General features: G+C 70.9%; 25 protein-coding genes. 12 read left to right on the top strand and 13 right to left on the bottom strand.

Annotated elements, in window-relative coordinates:
• Positions 1 to 36: 36 nt before the first annotated feature.
• Positions 37 to 591 carry a peroxiredoxin gene (locus NE234_RS37785; protein WP_252785770.1) on the top strand — a complete coding sequence of 185 codons (555 nt, stop codon included), beginning with the start codon at positions 37 to 39 and terminating at the stop codon, positions 589 to 591.
• Positions 592 to 694: 103 nt separating this feature from the next.
• Positions 695 to 1,234, top strand: a complete 540-nt coding sequence (locus NE234_RS37780) for a carboxymuconolactone decarboxylase family protein (RefSeq protein ID WP_252785769.1) — start codon at positions 695 to 697, stop codon at positions 1,232 to 1,234.
• Between the two features lie 79 nt (positions 1,235 to 1,313).
• On the opposite strand, the gene guaA is transcribed toward NE234_RS37780, so the two are convergent.
• Positions 1,314 to 2,885: a glutamine-hydrolyzing GMP synthase gene (gene guaA / locus NE234_RS37775; RefSeq protein WP_252785768.1), complete on the bottom strand. Its 1,572-nt coding sequence runs from the start codon at positions 2,883 to 2,885 to the stop codon at positions 1,314 to 1,316.
• A gap of 98 nt (positions 2,886 to 2,983) precedes the next feature.
• Between guaA and NE234_RS37770 the strand changes: the two genes are divergently transcribed.
• Positions 2,984 to 3,673 (top strand): DNA alkylation repair protein, encoded by a 690-nt coding sequence (locus NE234_RS37770; protein ID WP_252785767.1) that lies wholly within the window; start codon positions 2,984 to 2,986, stop codon positions 3,671 to 3,673.
• A gap of 75 nt (positions 3,674 to 3,748) precedes the next feature.
• Here NE234_RS37770 and NE234_RS37765 read toward each other — a convergent pair whose 3' ends face one another.
• On the bottom strand, positions 3,749 to 3,973 hold the full coding sequence (locus NE234_RS37765; RefSeq protein ID WP_252785766.1) for a hypothetical protein: 225 nt from the start codon (positions 3,971 to 3,973) through the stop codon (positions 3,749 to 3,751).
• A gap of 194 nt (positions 3,974 to 4,167) precedes the next feature.
• Here NE234_RS37765 and NE234_RS37760 point away from each other — a divergent pair, with 194 nt between their 5' ends.
• Positions 4,168 to 4,395: a FitA-like ribbon-helix-helix domain-containing protein gene (locus tag NE234_RS37760; protein WP_252785765.1), complete on the top strand. Its 228-nt coding sequence runs from the start codon at positions 4,168 to 4,170 to the stop codon at positions 4,393 to 4,395.
• On the top strand, positions 4,392 to 4,796 hold the full coding sequence (locus NE234_RS37755; RefSeq protein ID WP_252785764.1) for a type II toxin-antitoxin system VapC family toxin: 405 nt from the start codon (positions 4,392 to 4,394) through the stop codon (positions 4,794 to 4,796). Before NE234_RS37760 ends, NE234_RS37755 begins: the two co-directional genes overlap by 4 nt.
• A 26-nt stretch (positions 4,797 to 4,822) precedes the next feature.
• On the opposite strand, the gene NE234_RS37750 is transcribed toward NE234_RS37755, so the two are convergent.
• Positions 4,823 to 6,544, bottom strand: a complete 1,722-nt coding sequence (locus tag NE234_RS37750; protein WP_252785763.1) for a GMC oxidoreductase — start codon at positions 6,542 to 6,544, stop codon at positions 4,823 to 4,825.
• Between the two features lie 10 nt (positions 6,545 to 6,554).
• Positions 6,555 to 8,132, bottom strand: coding sequence for a succinic semialdehyde dehydrogenase (locus tag NE234_RS37745; protein WP_252785762.1), 1,578 nt, complete (start codon positions 8,130 to 8,132; stop codon positions 6,555 to 6,557).
• A gap of 201 nt (positions 8,133 to 8,333) precedes the next feature.
• On the opposite strand from NE234_RS37745, the gene NE234_RS37740 reads away from it, so the two are divergent.
• Positions 8,334 to 8,966, top strand: a complete 633-nt coding sequence (locus NE234_RS37740; RefSeq protein WP_252785761.1) for a TetR/AcrR family transcriptional regulator — start codon at positions 8,334 to 8,336, stop codon at positions 8,964 to 8,966.
• Positions 8,967 to 9,026: 60 nt separating this feature from the next.
• On the opposite strand, the gene NE234_RS37735 is transcribed toward NE234_RS37740, so the two are convergent.
• The 4 genes from NE234_RS37735 to guaB all read right to left on the bottom strand — a co-directional run bounded on the left by NE234_RS37735 (position 9,027) and on the right by guaB (position 15,032).
• Positions 9,027 to 10,313, bottom strand: a complete 1,287-nt coding sequence (locus NE234_RS37735) for a phospholipase D-like domain-containing protein (RefSeq protein ID WP_252785760.1) — start codon at positions 10,311 to 10,313, stop codon at positions 9,027 to 9,029.
• A gap of 177 nt (positions 10,314 to 10,490) precedes the next feature.
• Positions 10,491 to 12,236 carry a glycerol-3-phosphate dehydrogenase gene (glpD, locus tag NE234_RS37730; RefSeq protein ID WP_252785759.1) on the bottom strand — a complete coding sequence of 582 codons (1,746 nt, stop codon included), beginning with the start codon at positions 12,234 to 12,236 and terminating at the stop codon, positions 10,491 to 10,493.
• 128 nt (positions 12,237 to 12,364) lie between these two features.
• Positions 12,365 to 13,477, bottom strand: coding sequence for a GuaB3 family IMP dehydrogenase-related protein (locus tag NE234_RS37725; RefSeq protein WP_252785758.1), 1,113 nt, complete (start codon positions 13,475 to 13,477; stop codon positions 12,365 to 12,367).
• A gap of 58 nt (positions 13,478 to 13,535) precedes the next feature.
• Positions 13,536 to 15,032, bottom strand: coding sequence for an IMP dehydrogenase (guaB, locus tag NE234_RS37720; RefSeq protein WP_252785757.1), 1,497 nt, complete (start codon positions 15,030 to 15,032; stop codon positions 13,536 to 13,538).
• Between the two features lie 139 nt (positions 15,033 to 15,171).
• Between guaB and NE234_RS37715 the strand changes: the two genes are divergently transcribed.
• Entirely contained in the window at positions 15,172 to 15,558 is a 387-nt protein-coding gene (locus NE234_RS37715; RefSeq protein WP_252785756.1) for a DUF5319 domain-containing protein, read from the top strand.
• 69 nt (positions 15,559 to 15,627) lie between these two features.
• On the opposite strand, the gene NE234_RS37710 is transcribed toward NE234_RS37715, so the two are convergent.
• Together NE234_RS37710 and NE234_RS37705 are read right to left on the bottom strand one after the other, a co-directional pair.
• The gene (locus tag NE234_RS37710; protein WP_252785755.1) at positions 15,628 to 16,413 is read right to left on the bottom strand and encodes a hypothetical protein; all 786 of its coding nucleotides are present in this window, start codon (positions 16,411 to 16,413) and stop codon (positions 15,628 to 15,630) included.
• A complete protein-coding gene (locus tag NE234_RS37705) occupies positions 16,410 to 17,048 on the bottom strand; it encodes a sigma-70 family RNA polymerase sigma factor (RefSeq protein ID WP_406567118.1) in 639 nt (212 codons plus the stop codon). Before NE234_RS37705 ends, NE234_RS37710 begins: the two co-directional genes overlap by 4 nt.
• A 9-nt stretch (positions 17,049 to 17,057) precedes the next feature.
• On the opposite strand from NE234_RS37705, the gene NE234_RS37700 reads away from it, so the two are divergent.
• Positions 17,058 to 17,213: a hypothetical protein gene (locus tag NE234_RS37700; RefSeq protein ID WP_252785754.1), complete on the top strand. Its 156-nt coding sequence runs from the start codon at positions 17,058 to 17,060 to the stop codon at positions 17,211 to 17,213.
• A gap of 50 nt (positions 17,214 to 17,263) precedes the next feature.
• On the opposite strand, the gene groL is transcribed toward NE234_RS37700, so the two are convergent.
• Together groL and groES are read right to left on the bottom strand one after the other, a co-directional pair.
• Positions 17,264 to 18,886 (bottom strand): chaperonin GroEL, encoded by a 1,623-nt coding sequence (gene groL, locus NE234_RS37695; RefSeq protein ID WP_252785753.1) that lies wholly within the window; start codon positions 18,884 to 18,886, stop codon positions 17,264 to 17,266.
• An 89-nt stretch (positions 18,887 to 18,975) separates the two neighbouring features.
• Positions 18,976 to 19,287 (bottom strand): co-chaperone GroES, encoded by a 312-nt coding sequence (groES, locus tag NE234_RS37690; RefSeq protein WP_425542373.1) that lies wholly within the window; start codon positions 19,285 to 19,287, stop codon positions 18,976 to 18,978.
• A gap of 281 nt (positions 19,288 to 19,568) precedes the next feature.
• Here groES and NE234_RS37685 point away from each other — a divergent pair, with 281 nt between their 5' ends.
• From NE234_RS37685 to NE234_RS37670, 4 genes are all read left to right on the top strand, one after another.
• A complete protein-coding gene (locus tag NE234_RS37685) occupies positions 19,569 to 20,762 on the top strand; it encodes a class I SAM-dependent methyltransferase (RefSeq protein ID WP_252785752.1) in 1,194 nt (397 codons plus the stop codon).
• A gap of 242 nt (positions 20,763 to 21,004) precedes the next feature.
• Positions 21,005 to 21,223: a TFIIB-type zinc ribbon-containing protein gene (locus NE234_RS37680; protein WP_252785751.1), complete on the top strand. Its 219-nt coding sequence runs from the start codon at positions 21,005 to 21,007 to the stop codon at positions 21,221 to 21,223.
• Between the two features lie 200 nt (positions 21,224 to 21,423).
• Entirely contained in the window at positions 21,424 to 22,614 is a 1,191-nt protein-coding gene (locus NE234_RS37675) for a coiled-coil domain-containing protein (protein WP_252785750.1), read from the top strand.
• A 151-nt stretch (positions 22,615 to 22,765) separates the two neighbouring features.
• Positions 22,766 to 23,695: an aminoglycoside phosphotransferase family protein gene (locus NE234_RS37670; protein WP_406567117.1), complete on the top strand. Its 930-nt coding sequence runs from the start codon at positions 22,766 to 22,768 to the stop codon at positions 23,693 to 23,695.
• Positions 23,696 to 23,786: 91 nt separating this feature from the next.
• Here the strand turns inward: NE234_RS37670 and NE234_RS37665 are convergent, their stop codons facing one another.
• Positions 23,787 to 24,896: a hypothetical protein gene (locus NE234_RS37665; RefSeq protein ID WP_252785748.1), complete on the bottom strand. Its 1,110-nt coding sequence runs from the start codon at positions 24,894 to 24,896 to the stop codon at positions 23,787 to 23,789.
• Positions 24,897 to 25,249: the final 353 nt, after the last annotated feature.

Raw genomic sequence — 25,249 nt, 5'->3', positions numbered from 1 at the left:
AGTCATCCAACACCCGTCTGGCAAGGAGGCCTACGAGTGCTCACGGTCGGTGACCAGTTCCCGGAGTACGACCTCACCGCATGCGTCTCGCTCGACCCGGAGAACGCGTTCGAGCGGATCAACCACAAGTCCTACGACGGCAAGTGGCGCGTCGTGTTCTTCTGGCCCAAGGACTTCACCTTCGTCTGCCCGACGGAGATCGCGGAGTTCGGCCGGCTGAACGAGGACTTCGCGGACCGGGACGCGCAGGTGCTCGGCGTGTCCATCGACTCGGAGTACGTCCACCACGCCTGGCGCAAGGACCACCCGGACCTGCGCGAGCTGCCGTTCCCGATGCTGTCGGACGTCAAGCGCGAGCTGACCTCGGAGCTCGGCATCCTCACCGACGAGGGCGTGGCCCAGCGCGCGACCTTCATCGTCGACCCGAACAACGAGATCCAGTTCACGATGGTGACCGCGGGCTCGGTCGGCCGCAACGTCAAGGAGGTCCTGCGGGTCCTCGACGCGCTGCAGTCCGACGAGCTCTGTCCCTGCAACTGGAACAAGGGCGAGTCCACGCTCGACGCCAAGAAGCTGATGGCGGGCGTCTGATCCACCGGCCGGCCGGCCGCGACGTCAGCGGCCGGCCGTCGTCTTGACGGGGCTTGCGGGGGCGAGCCCCGTCAGCCCGTCTTCGGAGCATTTGGAGGATGACATGAGTGGTGTCGACACCCTGAAGAGCGCCCTTCCGGCGTACGCCAAGGACCTCAAGCTGAACCTCGGGTCGGTGACGTCCACGTCGCAGCTGTCGGAGCAGCAGCTGTGGGGCGCGGTCCTGGCCAGCGCGATGGCGACCCGCAGCCCGCAGGTGATCGCGGCGTTGGCGGAGGACGCCGCCGAGCACCTGTCCGCGGAGGCGTTCCAGGCGGCCAAGGCCGCCGCGGCCATCATGGCGATGAACAACGTCTACTACCGCTCGACCCACCTGATCGAGGACGAGACGTACGCCACGCTGCCGGCGAAGCTGCGGATGAGCGTGATCGGGAACCCTGGCGTCGAGAAGGCCGACTTCGAGCTGTGGTGCCTCGCGGTCTCGGCGATCAACGGCTGCGGCCGCTGCCTGGACTCCCACGAGAAGACGCTGCGCGAGCAGGGCTTCTCGCGGGAGCTGGTGCAGGAGGGCCTGCGCATCGCCGCCGTCGTGAACGGGGTCGCCGCCACCCTCGACGCCGAGGGCGTGCTCACCCCGGCGTGACCCACGGCCGGCCGCGGCCCGGCGGCCGGCCGGCAGGCGCCGGGCGCGGCTCTCCCGGGCCGGGGATCCGACCGGGGCGTCACTCCCACTCGATGGTGCCCGGCGGCTTGCTGGTGATGTCGACGACCACGCGGTTGACCTCCGCGACCTCGTTCGTGATCCGCGTGGAGATCCGCTGCAGCAGGTCGTACGGCAGCCGCGCCCAGTCGGCGGTCATGGCGTCCTCGCTGGTCACGGGGCGCAGCACGACGGGGTGGCCGTACGTGCGGCCGTCGCCCTGCACCCCGACCGAGCGGACGTCGGCGAGCAGCACGACCGGGAACTGCCAGATGTCGCGGTCGAGGCCGGCGCGGGTGAGCTCCTCGCGGGCGATCGCGTCGGCCTCGCGGAGCACCTCGAGGCGGTCGCGGGTCACGGCGCCGATGATCCGGATGCCCAGGCCGGGGCCGGGGAACGGCTGCCGCCACACGATCTCGGCCGGCAGGCCGAGCTCCTCGCCGAGCCGGCGCACCTCGTCCTTGAACAGCGTGCGCAGCGGCTCGACCAGCGAGAACTGGAGATCCTCGGGCAGCCCGCCGACGTTGTGGTGGGACTTGATGTTGGCCGCGCCGGTGCCGCCGCCGGACTCGACGACGTCCGGGTAGAGCGTGCCCTGCACGAGGAACTCGACGGCCTCGCCGTGCTCCCCGACGATCTCGCGGGCCGCCTGCTCGAAGACCCGGATGAACTCCCGGCCGATGATCTTGCGCTTGGTCTCCGGGTCCGTGACGCCCTCAAGAGCCCCGAGGAACCGGTCGGCCGCGTCGACGACCTTCAGGTCGACCCCGGTGGCGGCCACGAAGTCCTTCTCGACCTGCTCGGCCTCGCCCTTGCGCAGCAACCCGTGGTCGACGAACACGCAGGTGAGGCGCGAGCCGATGGCCCGCTGCACGAGCGCGGCGGCCACGGCGGAGTCGACGCCGCCGGACAGCCCGCAGATCGCCCGCTTGTCGCCGACCTGGGCGCGTACGGCCTCGATCGACTCCTCGACGATGTTGACCATCGTCCAGGACGGCCGGCAGCCCGCCGCCTCCAGGAAGTGCTTCAGGACCTCCAGGCCGTGCTCGGTGTGCATCACCTCGGGGTGGAACTGCACGCCGTAGAGCCCGCGGGCGGCGTCCTCCATCGCGGCGACCGGCGCGCTGGCGGTGCTGGCGGTCACGATGAAGCCGGCCGGGGCGGCGCTGCACGTGACGCGGTGCGACATCCACACCGACTGCTCCGCGGGCAGCCCCGCCAGGAGCCGGCCCTGGTCGAGCACCGTGAGCGGCGTCGCGCCGTACTCGGCGATGTCGGAGTTGGCGACCGTGCCGCCGAGCTCCTTGGCCATCGCCTGGAACCCGTAGCAGATGCCCAGGGTGGGCACGCCGGCCTCGAACAGGCCGGTGGGCACGGCGGGCGCGCCCGGCTCGTACACCGACGCGGGGCCACCGGACAAGATGATCGCCTTTGGCCGCTTGGCCAGCATCTCCTCGACCGGCATGGTCGAGGGCACGATCTCGCTGAACACGTGGCACTCGCGCACGCGACGGGCGATGAGCTGCGCGTACTGCGCGCCGAAGTCGACAACGAGGACCGTGTCGAAGGACTGCTCGACTGACTCGACGGACACCGAGAACGCCTTTCGGGAGGTCGGGATCGTTCCCAGTCTAGGGGCCCGCTGCCTGCGCGAACGCCGCCACCGTCGTACGAGCGGCTCATACTGACCGCGTGGACCCTCTCGACACCGTCGTCACCGAGCTGCGCGCCCTCGGGGACCCCGCCCGCGCCGAGCGCGAGAAGCGCTACCTGAAGAGCGACCTGCTGCACCTCGGGGTGCCCGTGCCCGCCATCCGCAAGATCGCCGTCCGCGCCGCCGCCGGAAGATCTCGCGAACAGACCCTGGCCCTCGCCCGCGACCTCTGGCAGGAGCCCGTCCACGAGGCCCGGATGACCGCCGTCGAGGTCCTGGTCCGCAACTGGGCGCTGCTGAAGGCGAGGGATCTGCCGATCATCGAGCGGATGATCCGTGAGTCGCACACCTGGGCGTACGTCGACGTCCTCGCCATCAAGGTCGTCGGCGCCCTCCTCTGGCGGTACCCGCGGCTGGCCATGACGCTCGATCTGTGGTCGGGCGATGAGAACCTCTGGATCCGGCGCACCGCGCTCCTCGCCCTGATCCGGGGCATCCGCCTCGGTGAGGGCGATCTCACCCGCCTGTCGGAGTACGGGGACGCGCTCATCGAGGAGCAGGAGTTCTTCATCCGCAAGGCGCTCGGCTGGGTCCTGCGCGAGCTGTCCAAGCGGGACCCCGACTGGGTCACCGCCTGGCTCCGTCCCCGCCGAGACCGGATCTCCGGCGTCACCCTGCGGGAGGCCGTACGCCACCTTCCCGCCGAGCACCGCGAGTTGCTCGGATAGATCTTCGCCGCCGCCGTTGACGGCATTCAGGGCGATCAGGAGTCCACGGCGACGGCGAAGCGGCAGGGCTGACGGCTACTTGCAGGCCTCCGAGAGGCGGACGATCGCATAGGCGGCCTGCATGTACTTGTTGCGGCCCATGTCACCGATCGTCTTGATGCCGAACGCCTTCTTCAGCATCTCCGCGTCGTTCTCGCTGACACCGGCCAGGGCCTCCACCGGGGCGTCGACCAGCCTCTTCATGTCCATGTCCTCGTAGCCCCGGTCCAGCACCTTGTTCATGTCGGCCGAAATCGCCATCGTTACATGCACCTCCATCGAGAGTCGGCTACTCTGCGTGCTCATCACATCGCAGTACGCAACCTTCCCCAGAGGTGTCATTCGGGCACGCCCCACCGAGAAGATCCTTATTGGGCATCCCCCGCACATATGGTCGGCGCCCAGACCCCGAACGTTTGCATGCTTCGTGCATGCAGAACGGCTACGCTAAGAACATGGGAACCGTAGTGCAGGTGCGTGACGTCCCTGACGACGTCATCGCCAAGCTGAAGCAGCGAGCGGAGTCACGGGGCCAGTCTCTCGCCGCCTACCTGCGTGACCTCATGACCGAAGCAGCCGCCAACCCGTCGGTCGAAGAGGTCATGGACCGGATCGCGACCCGCGCGCCGATCACGTACAGCCTGGACGACGTACGCGAGTTCATGAACGACGGTCGCCGATGACCTTCGTCGTCGGTTGTTCGATCATCATCCGGCTACTGGCCAATCTGGAGGGCGACGAGCTCTTGCGTCGACGGCTCGCCCGGCGAGTACACGCGCCCACCCTCATCGACGCCGAAGTCTCCAGCGTCGTGCGCGGCTTCACGATCACGTCCAAGCCCGCGGTCCGTATCAGTGTGGAGCGTGCCGAGCAGATGCTCATGGACTACTCCGACCTGAGCATCACCCGCTATCCGATGCAACCGCTCCAGCCGCGTGTCCTGGAACTCCGGCACAACCTGACGGCTTACGACGCGATGTACGTCGCGCTGGCCGAAGCACTGGGCCTGCCGCTGCTCACCGATGACGCGAAGTTCGCCGCCGCGGCGGGTCACCTGGCCGAGATCCACCACTATCCGAACTGACGGCTCGGCCCCGGTCGTCGCCGTCGTCAGGCGGGGGTGGTGGGGAGGTGGAGGGCGGCGGGGGCGTCGGCGGGGACGGCCGGGTTCTTCGGGGCCACGGGGGTGAGGCGCGTGTAGGGCGTGCCGAGGTCCGGGCGGGAGTCCGGTTCGCCGCGGTTGGGCCAGAAGGCCATGGCGCGTTCGGCCTGGGCGGTGATGGTCAGGGAGGGGTTCACGCCGAGGTTGGCCGAGACGGTGGAGCCGTCCACGACGTGCAGGCCCGGGTGGCCGTACACGCGGTGGTACGGGTCGATGACGCCCTCCTCGGGCGAGTTCCCGATCGTGCAGCCGCCGATGAAGTGCGCGGTCGTCGGGATGTTGAACAGGTCGAGCCACGTGCCGCCCGGGAAGCCGCCGATCTCCTCGGCCAGCATGCGGACCGCGCGGTGCGCCTGGGGGATCCAGGTCGGGTTCGGCTCGCCGTGGCCGCGGCGGGCGCGCAGCCCGCGGCCGGACGGCGAGGGCTCGACGGTGATCGAGTTGTCGTTGGTCTGCATGACCAGCGCGATGATCGTGCGCCGGGACCAGTTGCGCAGGTTGGGCAGGCGCACGAGGTCCCACGGGTGCGTGACCAGCTGCCCGAGGAACCTGGCCCAGCGGGGCACGCGCCCGCCGCCGTCGATGAGCAGGGAGCGGAGGCCGCCCATGGCGTTCGAGCCGGGGCCGTACCGGGTGGGCTCGATGTGGGTGTGCTCGTCCGGGTGGAACGACGAGGTGATGGCCAGCCCGCGCGAGTGGTCCTCTCCCCTGGCGCGGAACCGCTCGACGCCGAGGATCGCCTCGGAGTTGGTCCGGGTCCGTACGCCGAGGCGGTCGGACAGGTGGGGCAGCGCGCCGGTGGCCTTCATCCGGTGCAGCAGGCGCTGGGTGCCGTACGTGCCGGCGGAGAGGACGACCTGTTCGGCGGTGAGCGTGCGCCGCCAGCGGGCGCCGCGCCGTCCGGTCCGCGTGATCTCGACCTCGTACCCGCCGCCGGGGCGCGGCCGCACGGCGGTGACGGTCGCCATCGAGATGACCTTCGCGCCGGCGTGCTCGGCGAGGTAGAGGTAGTTCTCGGTGAGCATGTTCTTGGCGCCGACGCGGCAGCCGGTCATGCAGGAGCCGCACTCGGTGCAGGTCACGCGGCGGGGTCCGGCGCCGCCGAAGTACGGGTCGTCGACCGGCGCGCCCGGCTTGTCGCCGAACAGCACGCCCACCGGGGTGAGGTGGAACGTGTCGCCGCGCCCCATGCGGTCGGCGACCCGTTTGATCGCCCGGTCGGCCGGGGTCATGGTCGGGTTGGTGCGGACGCCCAGCATCCGCCGGGCCTGGTCGTAGTACGGCCGGAGCTCGGCCTTCCAGTCGGTGATGTGCCGCCACTGCGGGTCGTCGAAGAACGGCTGCGGCGGCTCGTACAGGGTGTTCGCGTAGACGAGCGAGCCGCCGCCGACCCCCGCTCCGGCGAGCACGAGGACGCGGGAGCCCCGCTCGCCGCGCAGCAGGTGGATGCGCTGGATGCCGGTCATGCCGAGGCCGGGCGCCCAGAGGTAGCGACGCGTGCGCCAGGAGGTCTTCGGCAGGTCCTGGTGGCGACGGCCGGGCGCGCCGTCGGGGTCGTCGAAGCGGCGCCCGGCCTCCAGCACGCCGACGCGGTACCCCTTCTCGGTGAGCCGGAGCGCGGTGACGCTGCCGCCGAAGCCCGACCCGATGACCAGGACGTCGTAGTCCATCCGTGCGCTCCTACCTGAGGCGAAGGCGTTTCAGCAGTTTCTGACCGTTCGTGATCAGGGCGGCGTACGTCTCGTAGGACATGCCGAGGATCGGTTCGAAGCCGAACCCGTGCTGGCTGGCGACCGTCTGGGCCTCGGTGTAGCGGAGGAGTCCCTCGGCGCCGTGCCGGCGGCCCACCCCGGACTCCTTCATCCCGCCCATGGGCGCGTCGTAGGAGCCGTACGCGGAGGCGTACCCCTCGTTGATGTTGACGGTGCCGGCCTTGATCCGGGCGGCGAGCCTGCGGCCCCGCGCGACGTCGCCGGTCCACACGCTGGCGTTGAGCCCGTACGGCGTGCCGTTGGCCAGGCGTACGGCCTCGGCGTCGGAGGAGAACGGGTACAGCGCGACGACCGGGCCGAACGTCTCGCCCGCGCACAGCTCCATCTCCGGCGTGACGTCCTCCAGGACGGTCGGCTCGAAGAAGTACGGCCCGACGCCGGGACGCGGCCGCCCGCCGGCGAGGAGCCGGGCGCCCTTGGCCACGGCGTCCTCCACGTGCCGGGTGACGGTGTCGAGCTGGCGCTGGGAGGTGAGCGAGCCCATGTCGGCGTCGTACCCGGCGCCCAGCCGCATGTTCTTGACCCGGTGGACGAAGCGCTCGGCGAACCGGTCGTAGATCTTCTCGTCGACGTAGAGGCGTTCGATCGAGATGCACAGCTGGCCGGCGTTGGTGAAGCAGGCGCGGATGGCGCCCTGCGCGGCCCGCTCGACGTCGGCGTCGTCCAGCACGATCATGGGGTTCTTGCCGCCGAGTTCGAGCGAGTAGCCGATCAGCCGGCCCGCGGCCTTGTCGGCGATGACCCGGCCGCCACGGGTCGAGCCGGTGAAGGCGACGTAGTCGGCGCCCTCGATCAGCGGGTCGCCGATCCGCGCGGGATCGCCGATCACGACCTGCCACAGGTCCTCGGGCAGTCCGCACTCGACGAGCAGGTCGAGCGCCCACAGGGTGGACAGCGCGGTCTGGGTGTCCGGCTTGTGCACGACCGCGTTGCCGGCGAGCAGGGCGGGCACGGCGTCGGTCAGGCCGAGCGCGAGGGGGTAGTTCCACGGCGAGATGACCCCGACGACGCCCTTGGGGTGGCGCAGCTCGATGACGCGGGTCGCGGCGGGCATGATGCCCTGGCGGCGGCGCGGCCGCAGCAGGCCCGGCGCGCGGCGCGCGTGGTACAGCGTGCAGCCCGCGGCGTCGAGGACCTCCTCGAAGGCGTGCCGGCGGGCCTTGCCGGTCTCCAGCTGGACGAGGTCGAGGACCTCCGCGCGCCGGTCGAGGATCGCGTCGTGGAACCGCAGGAACGGCTCGGCGCGCCGGGCCGGGGACAGCCGCGCCCACGACTCCTGCGCGGCGCGGGCCCGCTCGTACGCGGCGGTGACGTCCGCCCCGGTCGAGACGGGAAGCGTGGCGACCGGCTCGCCGGTGAACGGCGCGGCGATCCGGACGGTCTCGCCGCTGGAGGCGACGCGTGCGGTGAGCCGCTCGACCACCTCCGCGGGGAGGTCGGGAGCGGTGACGGGTACCCCGGTCGAGGCCGCTGCGGGTGCCTTCATGCAGGGAACTCTAAGACGTGAGTCCTCCTCATGGCTACTGCCCGGTAATCATTCGCTTGCGTGGTCAGCGCCACATCGCCCGTCCTCAATGCCATTTCGGTCCGCTCCGGAGCCACCTTGTTCTGCATTTGCTGGCTCGGATTGCGCCGCACGGTGTATTCCGGAGAAGGAGGCGAGGAACCGTCGAGACGAGGGGGCAGAATGATCTCCGGCCCGGACCGGTCCGCCGGCAACGAAGAAGGCCGCACACCCCGGCAGGAGCGGCGGGCCCAAACACGGGCCGCGCTCCTGGACGCGGCCGAGAAGCTCTGGGCGGAACGCGGGATCCGCGGCGCCTCACTCGACGAGATCGCCTCCCGGGCGGGGCTCACGAAGGGCGCGGTCTACTCCAACTTCGCTAGCAAGTCGGACCTGGTCCTCGCCCTGCTGGAGCGCTACACGCAGGCCGAGCCCGGCCTCGGCGCCTGCCCCGCCCTGCGGGACTCCGAGCGCCCGCAGGAGGAGCGCTGCGCCGACGTCGGACGGCACTACGCCGAGCGGCTGTCGGACGAGGAGACCCGGATGCGGGCGCTCCTGCTGGTCGAGCTGTGGCTGTTCGGGATGCGCGACTTCTCGGCGGGCTGGCGGATCGCCGACTGGTACCACGCCCGCCGCGAGGAGCTCGCCGCCGGCCTGTCCGGCGGCCGGTCGGAGATGTCCCCGGAGGACCGGGCCTCGCTCGCCATGGCGATCGAGTTCGGGCTGGCGCTGCAGCACCTGCTCGACCCGGAGCGGGTGCCGGCCGAGCTGTACGGCTCCGGCGTCGGCCTGCTCCTGGGCCCGTCTTCAGACTGACGTGCGCTCCGAGCCGTAGGCGCTCGACGGTGTGACCGCCTACGGCCCGGGAAGTCGTCGTCAGTCGTCGGCCGCGGCGGATTCGTCGGCGTTGTCGGACCGCACGACGCCGGTCGCCGCGAGCTTGGCGCCGGCGTCGGCGTACGTGAGGGCCTTGCCGCGCCCGAAGACCGTGGCGAAGTTCGTCACGTAGCTCTTCTCCAGACCCGCGTCGGCGATGGTGATCATCGCTTCGTCGTGGGCGTGGAAGGCGACGTTGGTGTAATTGACACTGCCGGTGATGACGACCTTCTGGTTCTTTCCCTGGTAACGGCCGTCGAGCAGCAGATACTTCGAGTGCTCGTACGCTTGGCCGCCCTCCGGCAGGTACCTCACCTCGGGACCGCCGTGCCGGCCGCCGGGCCTCGTCAGCTCCCGCAGGGCCGACTTGCCGACGCTCCCGACGACGACCTGGACCCGGCACCCCTCGTCATCGAGCTTCCAGAGGCGCTGCGCGATCGGCTTCCAGAAGAAGAAGCCCATGACGATCCGGATATGAGTGCCGCCGGTGCATGACACCTTGTCCAGATCCTGGCTGATCGGGTCGTCCGCCGCCCAGGGGAAGAAGTCCACGCGGTACTTCCCGGCATGCACGATCCGGTGGTAGTTGCCGGTGTGATGCTGCTTCGCCAGGTCGTAGAAGTAATGCCGGTACGCCGCGTACACGCTCGCGCTCTTCAGCGTCAGCGCGTCGTTCCACTGCTGCTCGCGCGCCACATCCGTGGCGTTGGCGGAGGTCTGCAGCACGACGTTCTTCGACCCGAGCGTGGTGGAGAAGAGGAAGAACTTGTTGTGGTTGAACTGCGAGGCGATGCAGCCCCGGTCCTTGGCGCACAGGGTCACCCATGAGGACTTCTTGCGGTTGGAACCCAGCGACTTCTTCAGCGTCTTGTACGCCGCAGAGCCCGCCGAGTCGTGATCCAGGACCACTCGCACGTTGACCTTGCGCTTCTTCGCGTTGATGAGCTGCGTGGCCAGGCTCTTGGTATAGAAGTGGTACATCGCGACGTAGATGGCCGCGCCCTTGGGCGCACCGGCGATCAGGTGGGTGATCTGGCTGTCGATCGCGCCCTGCTTGGATTTGGAACCCGTCGGGGTGTTGAAGATCGGACCGAGCCGTACGCTCGGCTTCTTCTTTTTCTTCTTGGCGGCCTGAACATCGAGCAGTCCGGTCTTGATGAGCGCCTGGGCGTCGATGTGGTACCCGGCCGCCCGTTCGGAGGCGGCGGCGCCCGCGTGTGCGGGGGACGCGGCGGACGCGACGCCACCCTGGGCCGCGACTCCGGTGGCCAGCAGGCCGGTCCCCACTACTGCAAGCGCACGCGTCAGCGACCTCGCCACACGAACCCCCGTTTGAGCCGGATTTTTCGGGCATTAGCCCCATTGGCCCGAGAACCCTACAGGAGTTCACAGTGACAAAAGCCGACATATGCCGGTATTAGGGAAACACTTCGCGGCCGGTTCCGGCCGTCGAAGGATCAGCGCCTACGGAGTGGCGATCGGGACGATGTCGGGCGCTCCCCGGCGGGTCGCGTCCGCGTCCTGGTCGTCCACCTGCGCCTGGGAGTCGCGCTCCGCCTCGACGCGCTTGTGGTAGTACTCGATCTCCCGCTCGGTCTGCTCCGTCGACCAGCCGAGCTCGGGCGCGAGCAGCTCGGCCGCCTCACGCGCCGCGCCGATCCCCCGGTCCCACGTCTCGATCGCGATGCGCGTCCGACGGGTCAGCACGTCGTTGAGATGCCGGGCGCCCTCGTGGGTCGCGGCGTACACGACCTCGGCGCGCAGGTAGTCGTCGGCGCCGTCGAGCGGCTTGCCGAGGTCCGGGCGCTCCTCGATGAGGGCGAGCAGGTCCGCGGTCAGCGTGCCGTAGCGCCGCAGCAGGTGCTCGACGCGCGCGACGTGCAGCCCCGAGGACTCGGCCAGGCGGTGGCGGGAGTTCCACACCGCCTGGAACCCGTTGCCGCCCACCAACGCGATCTGGTCGGTGCAGGACTCCGGGACCTTGCCGTCCAGCCCGTGCGCGACCGCGTCCACGGCGTCCTTGGCCATCACCCGGTACGTGGTGTACTTGCCGCCCGCGATCACGACCAGACCCGGCACGGGGTGGGCGACCACGTGCTCGCGGGACAGCTTCGAGGTCTCCTCCGACTCACCCGACAGCAGCGGGCGCAGCCCGGCGTACACCCCCTCGACGTCATCGTGGGTGAGGGGCGTGTTCAGGACGGCGTTGACGTGTTCGAGGACGTAGTCGATGTCGGCCTTGGACGCGGCCGGGTGGTCCTTGTTCAGGTCCCAGGCCGTGTCGGTGGTGCCGATGATCCAGTGCCGGCCCCACGGGATGACGAACAGCACCGACTTCTCGGTGCGCAGGATGACCCCGCTGGAGGAGTGGATGCGGTCCCGTGGCACCACCAGGTGCACGCCCTTGGACGCGCGGACGTGGATCTGACCCCGCCCGCCGACGAGCTCCTGAATGTCGTCGGTCCACACCCCGGTCGCGTTGACGACCTGCTTGGCGCGCACCTCCAGCTGCCGGTCCGACTCCAGGTCCCGCACGCGTACGCCGGTCACGCGCTCGCCCTCGCGCAGGAAGCCGACGGCCTGCGTACGGGACGCGACCTGCGCGCCGTACGCCGCCGCCGTGCGCAGCGCCATCATCACGTAGCGGGCGTCGTCCACCTGGGCGTCCCAGTACTGGATCGCGCCGACGAACGCGTCACGGCGCAGCGACGGGGCGATGCGCAGCGCCTGCGTACGCGTCAGGTGCCGGTGGTGCGGCACCCCGCGGTCCTGCCCCATCGAGATGGACAGCGCGTCGTACAGGGCCACACCGGCCCCGATGTAGGCGCGCTCCCACACGTGGTGGGTCATCGGGAACAGGAACGGAACGGGGCGTACGAGGTGCGGCGCGATCCGGCCGAGCAGCAGCCCGCGCTCGGTGAGCGCCTCGCGGACCAGCTCGAAGTCGCGCTGCTCGAGATAGCGCAGCCCACCGTGGATCAGCTTGGACGACCGGGAGGAGGTGCCGGCGGCGAAGTCACGCGCCTCGACGAGGGCGACGGTCAGGCCGCGGGTCGCGGCGTCCAGGGCCACGCCCGCGCCGACGATCCCGCCGCCCACCACGACGACGTCGAACTCCTCGCCCCCGCCCATCCGGTCCAGTGCCGCTGCGCGCTCGGCCGGGCCGAGCCGCGACCGGTTCCCGTCGTTCTCGGACTCCTCAACCGCCATGCCGTACTCCCTCGACGTCCGCGTGCCCACGCTACGTCCGTACCCCGGGTCGTCACAAAACACTTACCGGCCGACGCACTGCGTCAAAGGGACGGATGTGAGCTTGGGCACGCCTCAGTGCGAAAGGATCAGTGCGGCGCCACCACGACCTGGACCCGCTGGAACTCCTTCAGGTCCGAGTAGCCCGCGGTCGCCATGGCACGCCGCAGCGCGCCGATGAGGTTCATCGAGCCGTCGGCGACGTTCGACGGGCCGTACAGGATCTGCTCCAGCGTGCCGATCGACCCCAGCTCCACGCGCTTGCCGCGCGGCAGCTCCTCGTGGTGCGCCTCGCTGCCCCAGTGGTAGCCGCGGCCCGGCGCCTCCGTCGACCGCGCGAACGGCGAGCCGACCATCACCGCGTCCGCGCCCACCGCGAGGGCCTTGGCGATGTCGCCGGACTGACGCATGCCGCCGTCGGCGATCACGTGGACGTACCGGCCGCCGGACTCGTCGAGGTAGTCGCGCCGGGCCGCCGCGACGTCGGAGACGGCCGTCGCCATCGGCACCGCGACGCCGAGGACCGTACGAGTCGTGTGACCCGAGCCGCCGCCGAACCCGACGAGGACCCCGGCCGCGCCCGTGCGCATGAGGTGCAGCGCCGCGGTGTACGTCGCGCAGCCGCCGACGATCACCGGAACGTCGAGGTCGTAGATGAACTGCTTGAGGTTCAGCGGCTCGGCCCGCCCGGAGACGTGCTCGGCGCTGACCGTCGTGCCGCGGATGACGAACAGGTCGACCCCGGCGTCGATGACCGCCTTGTGGTACTGCGCCGTGCGCTGCGGCGACAGCCGCGCCGCCACCGTCACGCCCGCGTCCCGGATCTCCTTGATGCGCCGCCCGATCAGCTCCTCCTTGATCGGCTCGGCGTACAGCTCCTGCAGACGCCGCGTCGCCGTGGCGTCGTCGAGCGAGGCGATCTCCGCCAGCAGCGAGTCGGGGTTCTCGTACCGCGTCCACAGGCCTTCGAGGTCGAGCACGCCCAGGCCGCCGAGGCGCCCGATGGCGATCGCCGTGGCCGGGCTGACCACGCTGTCCATCGGCGCGACGACCAGCGGCATCTCGAAGCGGTACGCGTCGATCTGCCAGGCGACGCTCACCTCCTCCGGGTCGCGGGTGCGCCGCGACGGGACGATGCCGATCTCGTCGAGCGCGTACGCCCGGCGGCCGCTCTTGCCCCGCCCGATCTCGACCTCAGCCATGTACGTCCTCTCCATGCAGCCGGCCGTGACCGCAGCGGGCCACGGCCGGAGGAAACTCTCAGCGAACCTGGTAGTTGGGCGCTTCGACGGTCATCTGGATGTCGTGCGGGTGGCTCTCCCGCAGGCCCGCCCCGGTGATCGGCATCAGCATGCCGTTCTCCTGCAGGTCGCCGATGGTGCGCGAGCCGGTGTACCACATCGCCTGCCGCAGGCCGCCGACCAGCTGGTGGGCGACGGCGGCGACCGGGCCGCGGTAGGGCACCTGGCCCTCGATGCCCTCGGGGATCAGCTTGTCCTCGCCGGCCACGTCCTCCTGGGAGTACCGGTCCTTGCTGAACGACCCGCCGCGCTCGCGGTTCTTCATCGCGCCGAGCGAGCCCATGCCCCGATAGGTCTTGTACTGCTTGCCGTTGATGAAGATCAGCTCGCCGGGGCTCTCCTCGCAGCCCGCGAGCAGCGACCCGAGCATCACCGTGTCCGCGCCCGCGGCGATCGCCTTGGCGATGTCGCCGGAGTACTGCAGGCCGCCGTCGCCGATGACCGGGACGCCCGCCGCCCGGCACGCCAGCGCGGCCTCGTAGATCGCGGTGACCTGCGGCGCGCCGACACCGGCGACCACGCGGGTCGTGCAGATCGAGCCCGGACCGACCCCGACCTTCACCGCGTCCGCTCCGGCGTCGACCAGCGCCTGCGCGCCGGCCCGCGTCGCGATGTTGCCCGCGATGACGTCGGCGGTGCTGTTGGCCTTGAGCTTGGCGACCATCTCGAGCATGCCGCGGGAGTGACCGTGCGCGACGTCCACGAACAGCGCGTCGACGCCGGCCTCGATCAGCGCCTTCGCGCGCAGCTCGGCCTCCGCGCCGACGCCGACGCCCGCGCCGACCACGAGCCGCCCGTCGGAGTCCTTGGTGGCGAAGGGATACTGCTCGCTCTTGGTGAAGTCCTTGACCGTGATCAGGCCGCGCAGGCGGCCGGTGCCGTCGACGAGCGGGAGCTTCTCCACCTTGTTCGCGCGCAGCAGCGCGAACGCCTCGTCCCGGGAGACCCCGACCGGCGCCGTCACCAGCGGCATCCGGGTCATGACCTCGCGCACCGGGCGCGTGGCGTCGGTCTCGAACCGCATGTCGCGGTTGGTCACGATGCCGACGAGCACGCCGTCGGCGTCGGTGACCGGGACGCCGGAGATCCGGTAGTGGGCGCACAGCGCCTCGACGTCGGCGAGGGTGTCGTCCGGCGAGCAGGTCACCGGGTTGTTGACCATGCCGGCCTCGGAGCGCTTGACGAGGTCGACCTGCTGGGCCTGCTCGTCGATCGGCAGGTTGCGGTGCAGCACGCCGAGCCCGCCCTGCCGGGCCATCGCGACGGCCATCCGCGCCTCGGTGACGGTGTCCATGGCGGCGGACACGAGCGGGATCCGCAGCGTGATAGACCGCGACAGGCGGGTCGTCGTGTCGGCTTCGCCCGGCACGAGTTCGGAGTACGAGGGCACGAGCAGCACGTCGTCGTACGTGAGCCCCTGCGGGGCGAACTTGGCGGGCTCGGGCGCGAAAGTCATGGGCATCATCCGGAAGGGGTCGCGGCGTCGGGCCTGATCAGCGGAGCGTTCCTCTCATCCTAGTCGGGGTTGTCGAACGCCCGGCCAAGCACGGCGACAAGGCACGAATCGGCGGCCCATACTCGGGTAGCGTGGGTTTGTGCACGATGACGCTCCGCTCGATCCGTTCGCGAACGATCCCGAGGACCCGGCGGCCGCGCTCGGGGACCCGAGTGACGAGTCCGCTCCACTGAGCACGACGGAGCGGGAGGACGTGCTGGCCGACCTCGCCGACCTGGAGGTGTTCCGCGCCCTGCTGGAACCCCTCGGCATCAAGGGCCTGACCGTCGACTGCGGCGACTGCGGCCGGGCCCACCACATCGACTGGGACCTCCTGCACGGCAACCTCCGTCACCTGCTCGACGAGGGGCTGCCCCGGGTCCACGAGCCGGCCATCGCCGCCGCCCCGGAGGACTACGTCAGCTGGGAGTACGCCCGCGGCTACGTCGACGGCGTCATCGACAGCGAAGAAGGCCAGTCCAGCTGACCTCCGCGGGCCACTGACCTCTGCGGACGGACGGCCGACCTGGGCGAACCCGCTGATCGATGCGGGGTCTCAGCGGCGCGTGTCGCGGGCGGGTCGCCGCGACGCATTCGTGTCCGACGAGGTGCTCTGACGCCGCAGCCGGTTCGGACGGGCGGTGCTCCCCTCGGGTTGCGGGGTGGCCGACGAGGAGGTCGAGACCGGCGAGGGCGAGTCGGTCGGCGTGCCCGGTGACGGGCTCGGGGTCGGGGTCGGCGAGGGGCTGCCGGAGGGGCCGCCCGGTCCGGACGGCCGGGACGACGGATGAGATCCCACGAAGGCGGGGACGTGATCCTTCTTGGCCGGAGCGTGCGGCCCATGCCCCTTCGACGGGGACGCGCTCGGCGTGGGGTCGGCCTTGCCGCCGGTGGGGGTCGACGTGGGGCGGGGCCCGCCGGGGAGGTTCCGGCCGATCGACTGAACACGGGCCCTGGAGCGTTCCGTGATCTGGGAGCGTGCCGACGGGGTGCGGGGCTTCGGCCCGCCGCCCCCGCCGCCCGCGACGGCGGCGCCGGCCGTCGTCAGCATGACCGTGATCGCGCCGAAGGTGACGAACGCCCGGATGACGGGGCGTCCCGAGGACTTGGGCGCCGGGCACGGGACACGGGCGGGCGCGGGCGCCGACAACGGCGGCGCGTCCACATCGACGTCGGCGACCAGCGCGGCCAGCAGGCGTGCGGCGGGATCGTCGTGAACGGCGGATCCTGAACCCGGATCGGTGGAGACGCGGCGCGCGGCCAAGGCGTCGAACAGATCGCCGCTGCGGGTGATCTCACTGAGGTCGAGCGGCTCGGGAGTGGCGGTACCCCCACCGGTCAAGCGATCGACTCCTCACTCGCCATCGCTCGAAGACGGGCGAGAGCCCGGTGCTGGGCGACGCGTACGGCCCCGGCTGACATGCCCAGTACATTACCGGTCTCCTCGGCGGACAGACCCGCCACCACCCGCAGGAGGACCAATTCCTTCTGATGATCCGGCAAGCGGTCGAGAAGATCCCGCGCACGCTCGGCCTCGATGTAGCGGACGACCGTCTCCTCGGGGCCCGGGCCCTCGTCGGGGCCGTCGGGCAGGTCCTCGGTCGGCACGGCGGCCCGGATCGCGCTGCGCAGCGCGTCGGCGATCTTGTGCGACGCGATGCCGAAGACGAAGGACGCGAAGGGCCGCCCCATGTCCCGGTAGCGCGGTAGCGCGCCCAGGACCGCGATGCACACCTCCTGGGCGACGTCGTCCGCGATGTGGTACTGCCCCGAAACCCGGCCCAGCCGCGCCCGGCAGTAGCGCACCACCATCGGGCGGACCCGCCCGATGAGGGACTCGACTGCTTCCGGGTCTCCTTGAACGGCAAGGCTCGTGAGTTCCCTGAGGTCGTTGTCGTCCGCCTTAGCCGGTCTTCTCCCCCGTAGTTCGGCGGTAGCACCCCGAACCGCGGCCCCGGCGATCGCTCCCTCGGTCACGAAAGCATGATGCCCATCGAGATCGCGCCTGTCTGCATCGTTGACGACAACGGAATGGTCACAGTGCTGATCCCAACGGGATTGCAATCGCTGAGCGTGACCATCGCCATGATCGTTGTCACCGAACGTCCCCGAGAACGACGGATGCCCTCGCCAGGCGCGTGACGAGGGCATCCGTTGTGATCCGTCGGCCGCGTGCGGCGGCCGGTCGCTGATCAGTGACCGTGGCCGTGGCCGTGGCCGCCCGCGGCGGCGTCCGGCTCCTCCTCGGGCTTGTCGGCGACGAGGGCCTCGGTGGTGAGCAGCATGCCGGCGATCGACGCGGCGTTGCTGACCGCGGAGCGGGTCACCTTGACCGGGTCGATGACGCCCTGGGCGATCAGGTCGCCGTACTCGCCGGTGGCGGCGTTGAAGCCGGAGCCGACCGGCAGCGTCTCGACCTTGGCGACGACGACGTAGCCTTCCCAGCCGCCGTTCTCGGCGATCCAGCGCTGCGGCTCGACCAGGGCGCGGCGGACCGCCTCGGCGCCGGTGGCCTCGTCACCGGACAGACCGAGGGCGTCGAAGCCCTCCTTGGCGACGTGCACCAGCGCGCTGCCGCCGCCGGAGACGATGCCCTCCTCGATCGCCGCGCGGGTGGCGGAGATGGCGTCCTCGAGGCGGTGCTTCTTCTCCTTCAGCTCCACCTCGGTGGCGGCGCCGACGCGCAGGACGCAGACGCCCCCGGCCAGCTTGGCGAGGCGCTCCTGGAGCTTCTCGCGGTCCCAGTCGGAGTCGCTGCCCTCGATCTCGCGGCGGATCTGGCGGATCCGGTCCTCGATCGCGGCCGACTCGCCCGCGCCGTCGACGACGGTGGTGGCGTCCTTGGTGACGGTCACCCGCCGGGCGCGGCCCAGCACGTCGAGGTCGACGGTGTCGAGCTTGAGGCCGACGGCCTCGGTGACGACCTGGCCGCCGGTCTGGATGGCCATGTCCTCCAGCATCGCCTTGCGGCGGTCGCCGAAGCCCGGCGCCTTCACCGCGACGCTGACGAACGTGCCGCGGATCTTGTTCTGCACGAGCAGCGCCAGGGCCTCGCCCTCGACGTCCTCGGCGACGACCAGCAGCGGCTTACGGGTCTGCGCGACCTTCTCGGCCAGCGGCAGGAACTCGGTGACGTTGGAGATCTTGCCGTCGTAGATGAGGACGTAGGCGTCCTCGAGGACCGCCTCCATCCGCTCCGGGTCGGTCACCATGTACGGCGACAGGTAGCCCTTGTCGAACTGGAGGCCCTCGGTGAACTCCAGCTCCAGGCCCATCGTGTGGGCCTCCTCGACGGTGATGACACCGTCCTTGCCCACCTTGTCGAAAGCCTCGGCGATGAGCTCACCGATCTTGGCGTCCTGGGCGGAGATGGTCGCGACGTGCGCGATCGACTCCTTGTCGGTGACCTCGCGGGCCGACTTGAGCAGCTGCTCGGAGATGTGGCCGGCGGCGGCGTCGATGCCCCGCTTGAGGCTGATCGGCGACGCGCCGGCGGCGACGTTGCGCAGCCCCTCGCGGACGAGCGCCTGGGCCAGGACCGTCGCGGTGGTGGTGCCGTCACCCGCGATGTCGTTGGTCTTGGTGGCGACCTCCTTGGCGAGCTGAGCGCCGAGGTTCTCGTACGGGTCGTCGAGCTCCACCTCACGCGCGATGGTGACACCGTCGTTCGTGATGGTGGGGGCGCCCCACTTCTTGTCGATGACGACGTTGCGGCCACGGGGGCCGATCGTCACCTTGACGGCGTCCGCGAGGGCGTTGACGCCACGCTCAAGGGCGCGGCGCGCTCCCTCGTCGAACTCCAGGATCTTCGGCATTGGGAAGCTCCAAGTAGGAATGTCCGTGGACGTGCACAGCCCCGGCCGCCCTCATTGGGCAGAACCGGGGCGGCGCATCTGTTCGGGTCTTACTTCTCGACGACGGCGAGCACGTCGCGGGCCGACAGAACGAGGTACTCCTCGTTGTTGTACTTGACCTCGGTGCCGCCGTACTTGCTGTAGAGGACGACGTCCCCGACCTTGACGTCGAGCGGGACGCGCTTCTCGCCCTTGTCGTCGAAGCGACCCGGCCCGACGGCGAGGACGGTGCCCTCCTGGGGCTTCTCCTTGGCCGTGTCGGGGATGACAAGACCCGACGCGGTGGTCTGCTCGGCCTCGAGAGGCTGGACGACGATGCGGTCCTCGAGCGGCTTGAGAACAACCTTGGTGGCGGTCGACACGATCTGACCTTCCCCTTCGATTGCGTATCCTCGGCCGACCAGATCGGCCAGCCGCATGTTGGAGACGCGACCACGGTGGCCTGCCGTCGCGGGTGCCAGACCGACCTGTCGCTTGATTGGCACTCTCATGGGGAGAGTGCCAGTTGGAGATTATGCCGGGGTCCGGGAACCCGTCAACACGGGCCCCCGCGCGCCGCCCACCTGTCGTTATATGCGGCGTTTGCGGGGTTTCGCTGGTGGTCAGGTGCGTTCCGAGTGCCGCCGGGGACTACCGTCATCGGGTGGACACCGCCGCGTTCCGAGAGCTTCTCACCCCCGAAGGCCAGGAGCTGCTCGGCGAGATCGGCGTCGCCGGCGCCGACGAGCGGACCCTGCCGGCCATGGTCTCCCGCCTGCGCGCCCGTCATCCAGCCGACCTCGTCGGCGCGGCCCTGACACAGGCCCGCCTCCGCGAGCGCGGCCGGGCCAAGTTCGGCGCCGACGCGGACCGCATGTACTTCACCCCCCAGGGCCTCGAACAGGCCACCCGGGCCAGCGTCGCCCGGCACCGGGCGCGGCGGTTCGCCGACCGGCTCCCGGCCGGGGGCCGGGTGCTCGACCTCGGCTGCGGCATCGGCGGCGACCTGCTCGCCCGCGCCCGTACGGGCGTCGGCGGCCTCGGCGTCGAGCTCGACCCCCTCACCGCCGAGGTCGCGCGGGCCAATCTTCACGCCTTCGGCGTCGCGGAACTGGCGGACGTCCACTGCGGCGACGCCACCGCGCAGGACACCGGCGGGTACGCCGCCGTCTTCGCCGACCCCGGCCGCCGTACGTCCCGTGGCCGGGTGTTCGACCCGGACGCGTACCTGCCGCCGCTCGGCACGGTCCTGGACCTCGCCGGCCGGGTGCCCGGCGCCTGCGTCAAGGTCGCGCCGGGGATCCCGCACGAGGCGGTCCCGCCGGGCGCGGAGGCGGAGTGGATCTCCGACGGCGGGGAGGTGAAGGAGGCGGCGCTGTGGCTCGGTGAGCTGGCGGGCGGCACGCCGCGCCGGGCGACGCTCCTGCGGCAGGACCGGGAGCCGGCGACCCTGGCGGCCGACCCCGCTCTCGGGCCGCCGCCCGTGGCCGGGTGGCGCCGCTATCTGTACGAACCGGACGGCGCCGTGGTCCGGGCCCATCTCGTCGCCGAGGCCGCGGCCCTGATCGACGGGGCGCTGGCCGACCCGCGGATCGCCTACATCACCTCGGACGTGCTGCGCGCGACGCCGTTCGCGCGGCCGTACGAGATCCTGGAGGTGCTGCCGTTCGGCGTGAAGCGGGTACGCGCGGCGCTGCGCGCCCAGAAGGCGGGCACCCTGACGATCATGAAGCGCGGCTTCGCGGGGGACGTGGACCGGCTGCGCCGCGACCTGCGCACCGACGGCCCCGAGGCGCGCGTCCTCGTCCTCACCCGCGTCGGCGACGCCCCGACCGCGCTGATCTGCCGCACCCCTTGAGCCCGCCCGGGCGCGGGCGACCGCCCGGGGCTCCGGCCGACCGGACCATGGTCACCTGAGCCGGCGCGGGGTCGGGTGACCGCACGGCCCGCACGACCCGCGGTGTGGGCGACACGCCAGAGTCCGGCAAAGACCACGGTGGTGACCGTGTCCGGCTGACTACTCTTGGCGACCGGCAGGCCCCGCCGGGGCGTGATCAGGGGCGCCCGCGATCCGGGGCGCGGCGAGGACGGGGGGCGACGATGGCCGACGCCGTACTGCGGTGCCCGAAGTGCGGTGCCGGAATGGTGACCTTCCAGCGGGGCGGCATCGTGTTCGAGGAGTGCTCCCGCTGCCGCGGGGTCTTCCTCGGACGCGGCGAACTCGACCGCCTGATCTGGCGCGGCACGCCCCACACCGCCACCGCCGTCTGCGGCCCCTCGACGGGGATCTCGTACGAGGGCCGGCACCGCCGCGTCTGAAAAGGGCGCTTTGCCGTGCTGGGCATAATCTCTTTTCCCTAAATTTCTATTCTCCGGCTCGATGACCTTGGTCCGCTCAATAGAGTGTCTCCTCGCGATCCACGCCGCCGACCATTTCCGGTACCGGCAAACGAAGGAGCACCCGGGTGGACACCAATCACAACTTCCTGCAGACAGGGGGTCAGCCGGTCTCGGACCGAATGCGAGAATTGCTAGCCCGCGCAGCGCAAGATCATGTTTATGAGCAGCGCTCGACGGGCCAGCTCCTGGACGAGATTCATCAGCGACTGGAGGGAATAGAGTGGCTGCTCCGCGAGGTACGGGAGCGTGAGCTCACCGGGCTGACGACCCAGCTCGACACCGTCCGCGGGCAGGTCGACGAGCTGTGCGGCAAGCCCCCGGAGTGGGCGGAAGGGCTGGCCGAGCACATCGAGTCGGTGGGTGAGAAGGTCAAGCCGGTCGCCGAGCTGCCCTCCCTGTGGGCCGACGTGGGCGTCATCGCCGAGAACGTCGACGAGGGCCTCTCCCGCATCCAGGCCGTGCTGGACTCCAGCCGCAGCATCACCGAGGCGACCCTGCAGGCCGCCCAGCAGATGGACGACCTGACCAAGCGGCTCGACCGGCTCGCCGGCACGATGGAGGCCGCGTCGGTCCGGTTCAACCGGCTGGACAAGACGCTCGCCGACCTCGGGCACCGGTCCGAGAAGCTCGAGCACGAGATCAACGGGGTGGCCGGCAAGGTCGACCAGTCACTGCACGACATGGCCGAGCGGGTCGAGCAGGGCCTGGAGGCCGTCAACGGCCGGGTCGAGGGGGTCGGCGGGCGCCTCGACGGCATCGACGGCCGCCTGGAGGGCCTGTCCGGGAAGATCCGTGGGGTCGAAGGGCATTTTCCGGCGCTGGAGGCCAAGGTGGACGGGGCGTGCGACCGTGTCGAGGGCGTCGACCAGCAGATCGCCCGGCTGCCCGTGACACTGGAGATCAACGAGCTGCACCGCAAGGTCGCCGCGATCGGCGATCGGCCGTTCATCGACCCCACCGACCGGTTCGACGCGTTGGAGAAGCGACTGTCCGAGGCGGTCGACCCGCTCCTCGACGAGCTGCGGGCGCGCCCCGACCGGGACGAGACCGAGGAGACGCTGTCGAAGATCATTGAGGCGTCCCGCGTCGACCTGACCAAGCACATGGAGATCCTCCGCGAAGACCTCCTGCGCCAGGTGGTCGGGGTGCACGACGACGTCTCCCAGCGGGTCGTCGGCGCGCAGCACGACATGACCAAGCAGGTGACGACCGTCCATGAGGACCTGATGAAACGGCTCGTCACGCTGGAGGAGACGATGCTGGCGCTGGCGGAGGCGCTGCTGCGGCCGCGCCGCGACGGCAAGGATTAAGGGGGTGGCCGCTCGCAAATCACCCCAGAGCGGCCACTTCCATTTTATCGCTCTATTTACGGCGATTTACCTGCCGCGCCCGCAATGACATGCCGTTCGGTCTGCCTTCTACCGACAAAAACACTACCGATCCTCGGCCGAATCCGTTTTCATGGAGGCCGTGACCTTCCCCACGCTCTCCGATCCGCCGAGCGCTGCCACGCTGCGCTGGATCGAAAAATGCCTGGGGCCCGGCAGTGAGGTGAAGATGGTCCGGCCCATGATCGGCGGGCTGGCCCATGTCAACCATGCGATCCTCGCCGAGAGCCGCTCGGGCACCGTGCATCGCCTGGTCCTGCGCCGCTGGGCGTCGTCCGGCTGGCCCGTCCTCGACATCGACTTCTCCCCCGAGCTGGAGATCGCGGCGCTGACCCTGCTCACCGCGTGCGCCATCCCCACCCCCGCGCTGGTCGCCGCCGACCCCTCCGGCGCGCACTGCGACGTCCCCGCGCTGCTGATCAGCCGGTTGCCGGGCCACCCGCCCCGCCCCGCCTGCGCGGAGCTGCCCGAGTACCTCATCCAGCTGGCCGCCGCGCTGCTGCCCGTCCACGCGGTCGCCGGGGCGTCGACCATGCCGCCCTACCGCCCGTACAACCGCCTGGAGATCCGGCTCGCGCCACGGCACGCCCGGCGGCCGGCGCTGTGGGAGCACGCGCTGGACGTCGCCGCCGGCCCCACTCCCGGCGCCGCGGCGCACTTCATCCACCGCGACTACCACCCGGACAACACGCTGTGGGCCGGCGGCCGCCTGACCGGCATCGTCGACTGGTCCAACGCGTCGTACGGCCCGGTGGCCATCGACATCGCCCACATGCGCCGCGCGCTCGCCCTCCGCTATGACATCACGGTCGCCGACCGCTTCTCGGCCTCCTTCGACCAGGTGTCCGGCGGCTACCGGCACGATCCGTACTGGGACCTGCGCACGGTCCTCGACCTGCTGCCCGAGCAGCCCGACCGGACGATCGCCGCCCGCGACATCCCGGCCCTGGAGGACCTGCTCGACCACGCGCTCGCCGAGCTCGGCGCCCCGGCCCGCTTCTGAGCCCCGCTCGGCGTGCCCGCCACCAGGCGCGTACGGCGGGCAGGGGCGTACGGCGGGCGGGGGCGTCAATTCGTCGCGTTCGACGTCGGGTTCACAGCGGTGGGGTGGGCGCCGGAAGGGATCCGGCGCGAATCGCCTCGGCCTGGTCCCGGCTGAACGGGGGTTGGAACAGGTCCTCGGTCTGCTGCCAGACGCGGAACAGGTCGGCCACGAAGTTCATCCGGTTGCCCAGTTCGGCCCAGTCATCGGCGGCGCTGCCCAGCACGGCGTTGGGCGTGCGGTCGATGTCGTACAGCAATGCCTTGAGCTCGATGTTGGACAGGTGGGCCAGGTCGGGCGGGAAGATCCCTGCGGGGGCGGCGCGGCCGACGTCGGCCCCCAGGCGCTGAACGATGAGGCGGCGGGTCTGCTGGAAGTCGGGGGCGGGCATCCGGACGTCCATCAGGTGGGCGGTGGCCATGGCCCGCCACAGCCGTACCAGGCGCCTGCGCAGCGGCGGCGGAGTGAACGGGGAGACCTGCACCGGAACCAGCGCCTGGGCGATGGGCTCCTGCAGGCGGATCTGCTCGTGCAGGCCGATCCGCAGATTGGCCAGCAGGATGTGCTCGGCGCGCTCGGCGGCGTCGCGGGCGCGCATGGCGGCGTGATAGCCGTGCACAGCGGCGATGAGCAGGTCCTGGCCGCCGTGTTCGGCCGCCCCGGGGCGTAGCGCGGCCACGCAGCGTTCGAGCGCGCGGTCTCGGGCGGCGGCGTCGGTGGCGCCGGTGTACTCCTGGATCATCCGGGCGTACAGCAGCCCCAGGTCCTCGAACACCATGCGGTTGCCGATCGCGACATTGTCGCCGACCTGCCGTACGGCGCGAAAGACCAGGTCGGGAGCGACCACCTGGATACGCGCGGGGACACGCTGGGCGAAGGCCTTCATGAGGCGGACCATCCGCGGGATGCCCTCCCCGCGGATGAACCGGCCGGCCGTGCGCGAGGCCCAGGTGCCGAAGCAGCACCAGCTGACGTTCTCCGGTCCCAGCAGCGCCGCCATCCCGATCGACAGATCGTGGTACGCCTGGGTGATGCGCAGGTTGCGGAGCACGGGGTCGGCGATGGCCGCGATCTCGGCCACGTCCTCCGAAGTGACCCGGTGGGCCATGTCGCATGCGGACGGCCCGGGAGCGGGCCAGGTGCCGGCGGTCTCTAAGGACATGCGCGGACGGTATCCAGCGTTCCCCTCGCCGCGATAGCCACGAAAGGTGATGATTCAGCTACCTACCGGAGGCGGCGTCTCGGTGGTCCATGCCGCGCGCCCGCCGTCCGCCCCGGCCGGGGCGGACGGCTCGCCCATGGCGGCGGGCGCGCTCGTGGCCGCGAAGGTCGCGGCGACCGAAAGTGCACATCCGAGCAGAGCGAAGCGCCGCACACCCACCTTTTTGTGGCGTGCACCGATGAATTGCGGCGAAAGAATGAGGACAGAGGCAAGAAATCGCGTTCGACGCCATCAGTCGATGCCGGAAGGGAGTTCCGTGGGCGCCGGGCCCCCCCCCCCCCCCCCCCCCCCCC

The sequence above is a fragment of the Actinoallomurus rhizosphaericola genome, from assembly GCF_024055675.1.
Taxonomy (GTDB): Bacteria; Actinomycetota; Actinomycetes; order Streptosporangiales; family Streptosporangiaceae; genus Actinoallomurus; species Actinoallomurus soli.
Note: the sequence above shows the minus strand (reverse complement) of the source record. Positions and strands in the feature narration are given on the sequence as shown.

Excerpts from the sequence above, each read along its gene's own strand:
- NE234_RS37780 (WP_252785769.1), top strand. The coding sequence starts at position 695 with ATGAGTGGTGTCGACACCCTGAAGAGCGCCCTTCCGGCGTACGCCAAG.
- NE234_RS37765 (WP_252785766.1), bottom strand. The coding sequence starts at position 3,973 with ATGGCGATTTCGGCCGACATGAACAAGGTGCTGGACCGGGGCTACGAG.
- NE234_RS37760 (WP_252785765.1), top strand. The coding sequence starts at position 4,168 with ATGGGAACCGTAGTGCAGGTGCGTGACGTCCCTGACGACGTCATCGCC.
- NE234_RS37755 (WP_252785764.1), top strand. The coding sequence starts at position 4,392 with ATGACCTTCGTCGTCGGTTGTTCGATCATCATCCGGCTACTGGCCAAT.
- NE234_RS37750 (WP_252785763.1), bottom strand. The coding sequence starts at position 6,544 with ATGGACTACGACGTCCTGGTCATCGGGTCGGGCTTCGGCGGCAGCGTC.
- NE234_RS37745 (WP_252785762.1), bottom strand. The coding sequence starts at position 8,132 with ATGAAGGCACCCGCAGCGGCCTCGACCGGGGTACCCGTCACCGCTCCC.
- NE234_RS37740 (WP_252785761.1), top strand. The coding sequence starts at position 8,334 with ATGATCTCCGGCCCGGACCGGTCCGCCGGCAACGAAGAAGGCCGCACA.
- glpD (WP_252785759.1), bottom strand. The coding sequence starts at position 12,236 with ATGGCGGTTGAGGAGTCCGAGAACGACGGGAACCGGTCGCGGCTCGGC.
- NE234_RS37725 (WP_252785758.1), bottom strand. The coding sequence starts at position 13,477 with ATGGCTGAGGTCGAGATCGGGCGGGGCAAGAGCGGCCGCCGGGCGTAC.
- guaB (WP_252785757.1), bottom strand. The coding sequence starts at position 15,032 with ATGACTTTCGCGCCCGAGCCCGCCAAGTTCGCCCCGCAGGGGCTCACG.
- NE234_RS37700 (WP_252785754.1), top strand. The coding sequence starts at position 17,058 with ATGCCCATCGAGATCGCGCCTGTCTGCATCGTTGACGACAACGGAATG.
- groL (WP_252785753.1), bottom strand. The coding sequence starts at position 18,886 with ATGCCGAAGATCCTGGAGTTCGACGAGGGAGCGCGCCGCGCCCTTGAG.
- NE234_RS37680 (WP_252785751.1), top strand. The coding sequence starts at position 21,005 with ATGGCCGACGCCGTACTGCGGTGCCCGAAGTGCGGTGCCGGAATGGTG.
- NE234_RS37675 (WP_252785750.1), top strand. The coding sequence starts at position 21,424 with ATGCGAGAATTGCTAGCCCGCGCAGCGCAAGATCATGTTTATGAGCAG.
- NE234_RS37670 (WP_406567117.1), top strand. The coding sequence starts at position 22,766 with ATGGAGGCCGTGACCTTCCCCACGCTCTCCGATCCGCCGAGCGCTGCC.
- NE234_RS37665 (WP_252785748.1), bottom strand. The coding sequence starts at position 24,896 with ATGTCCTTAGAGACCGCCGGCACCTGGCCCGCTCCCGGGCCGTCCGCA.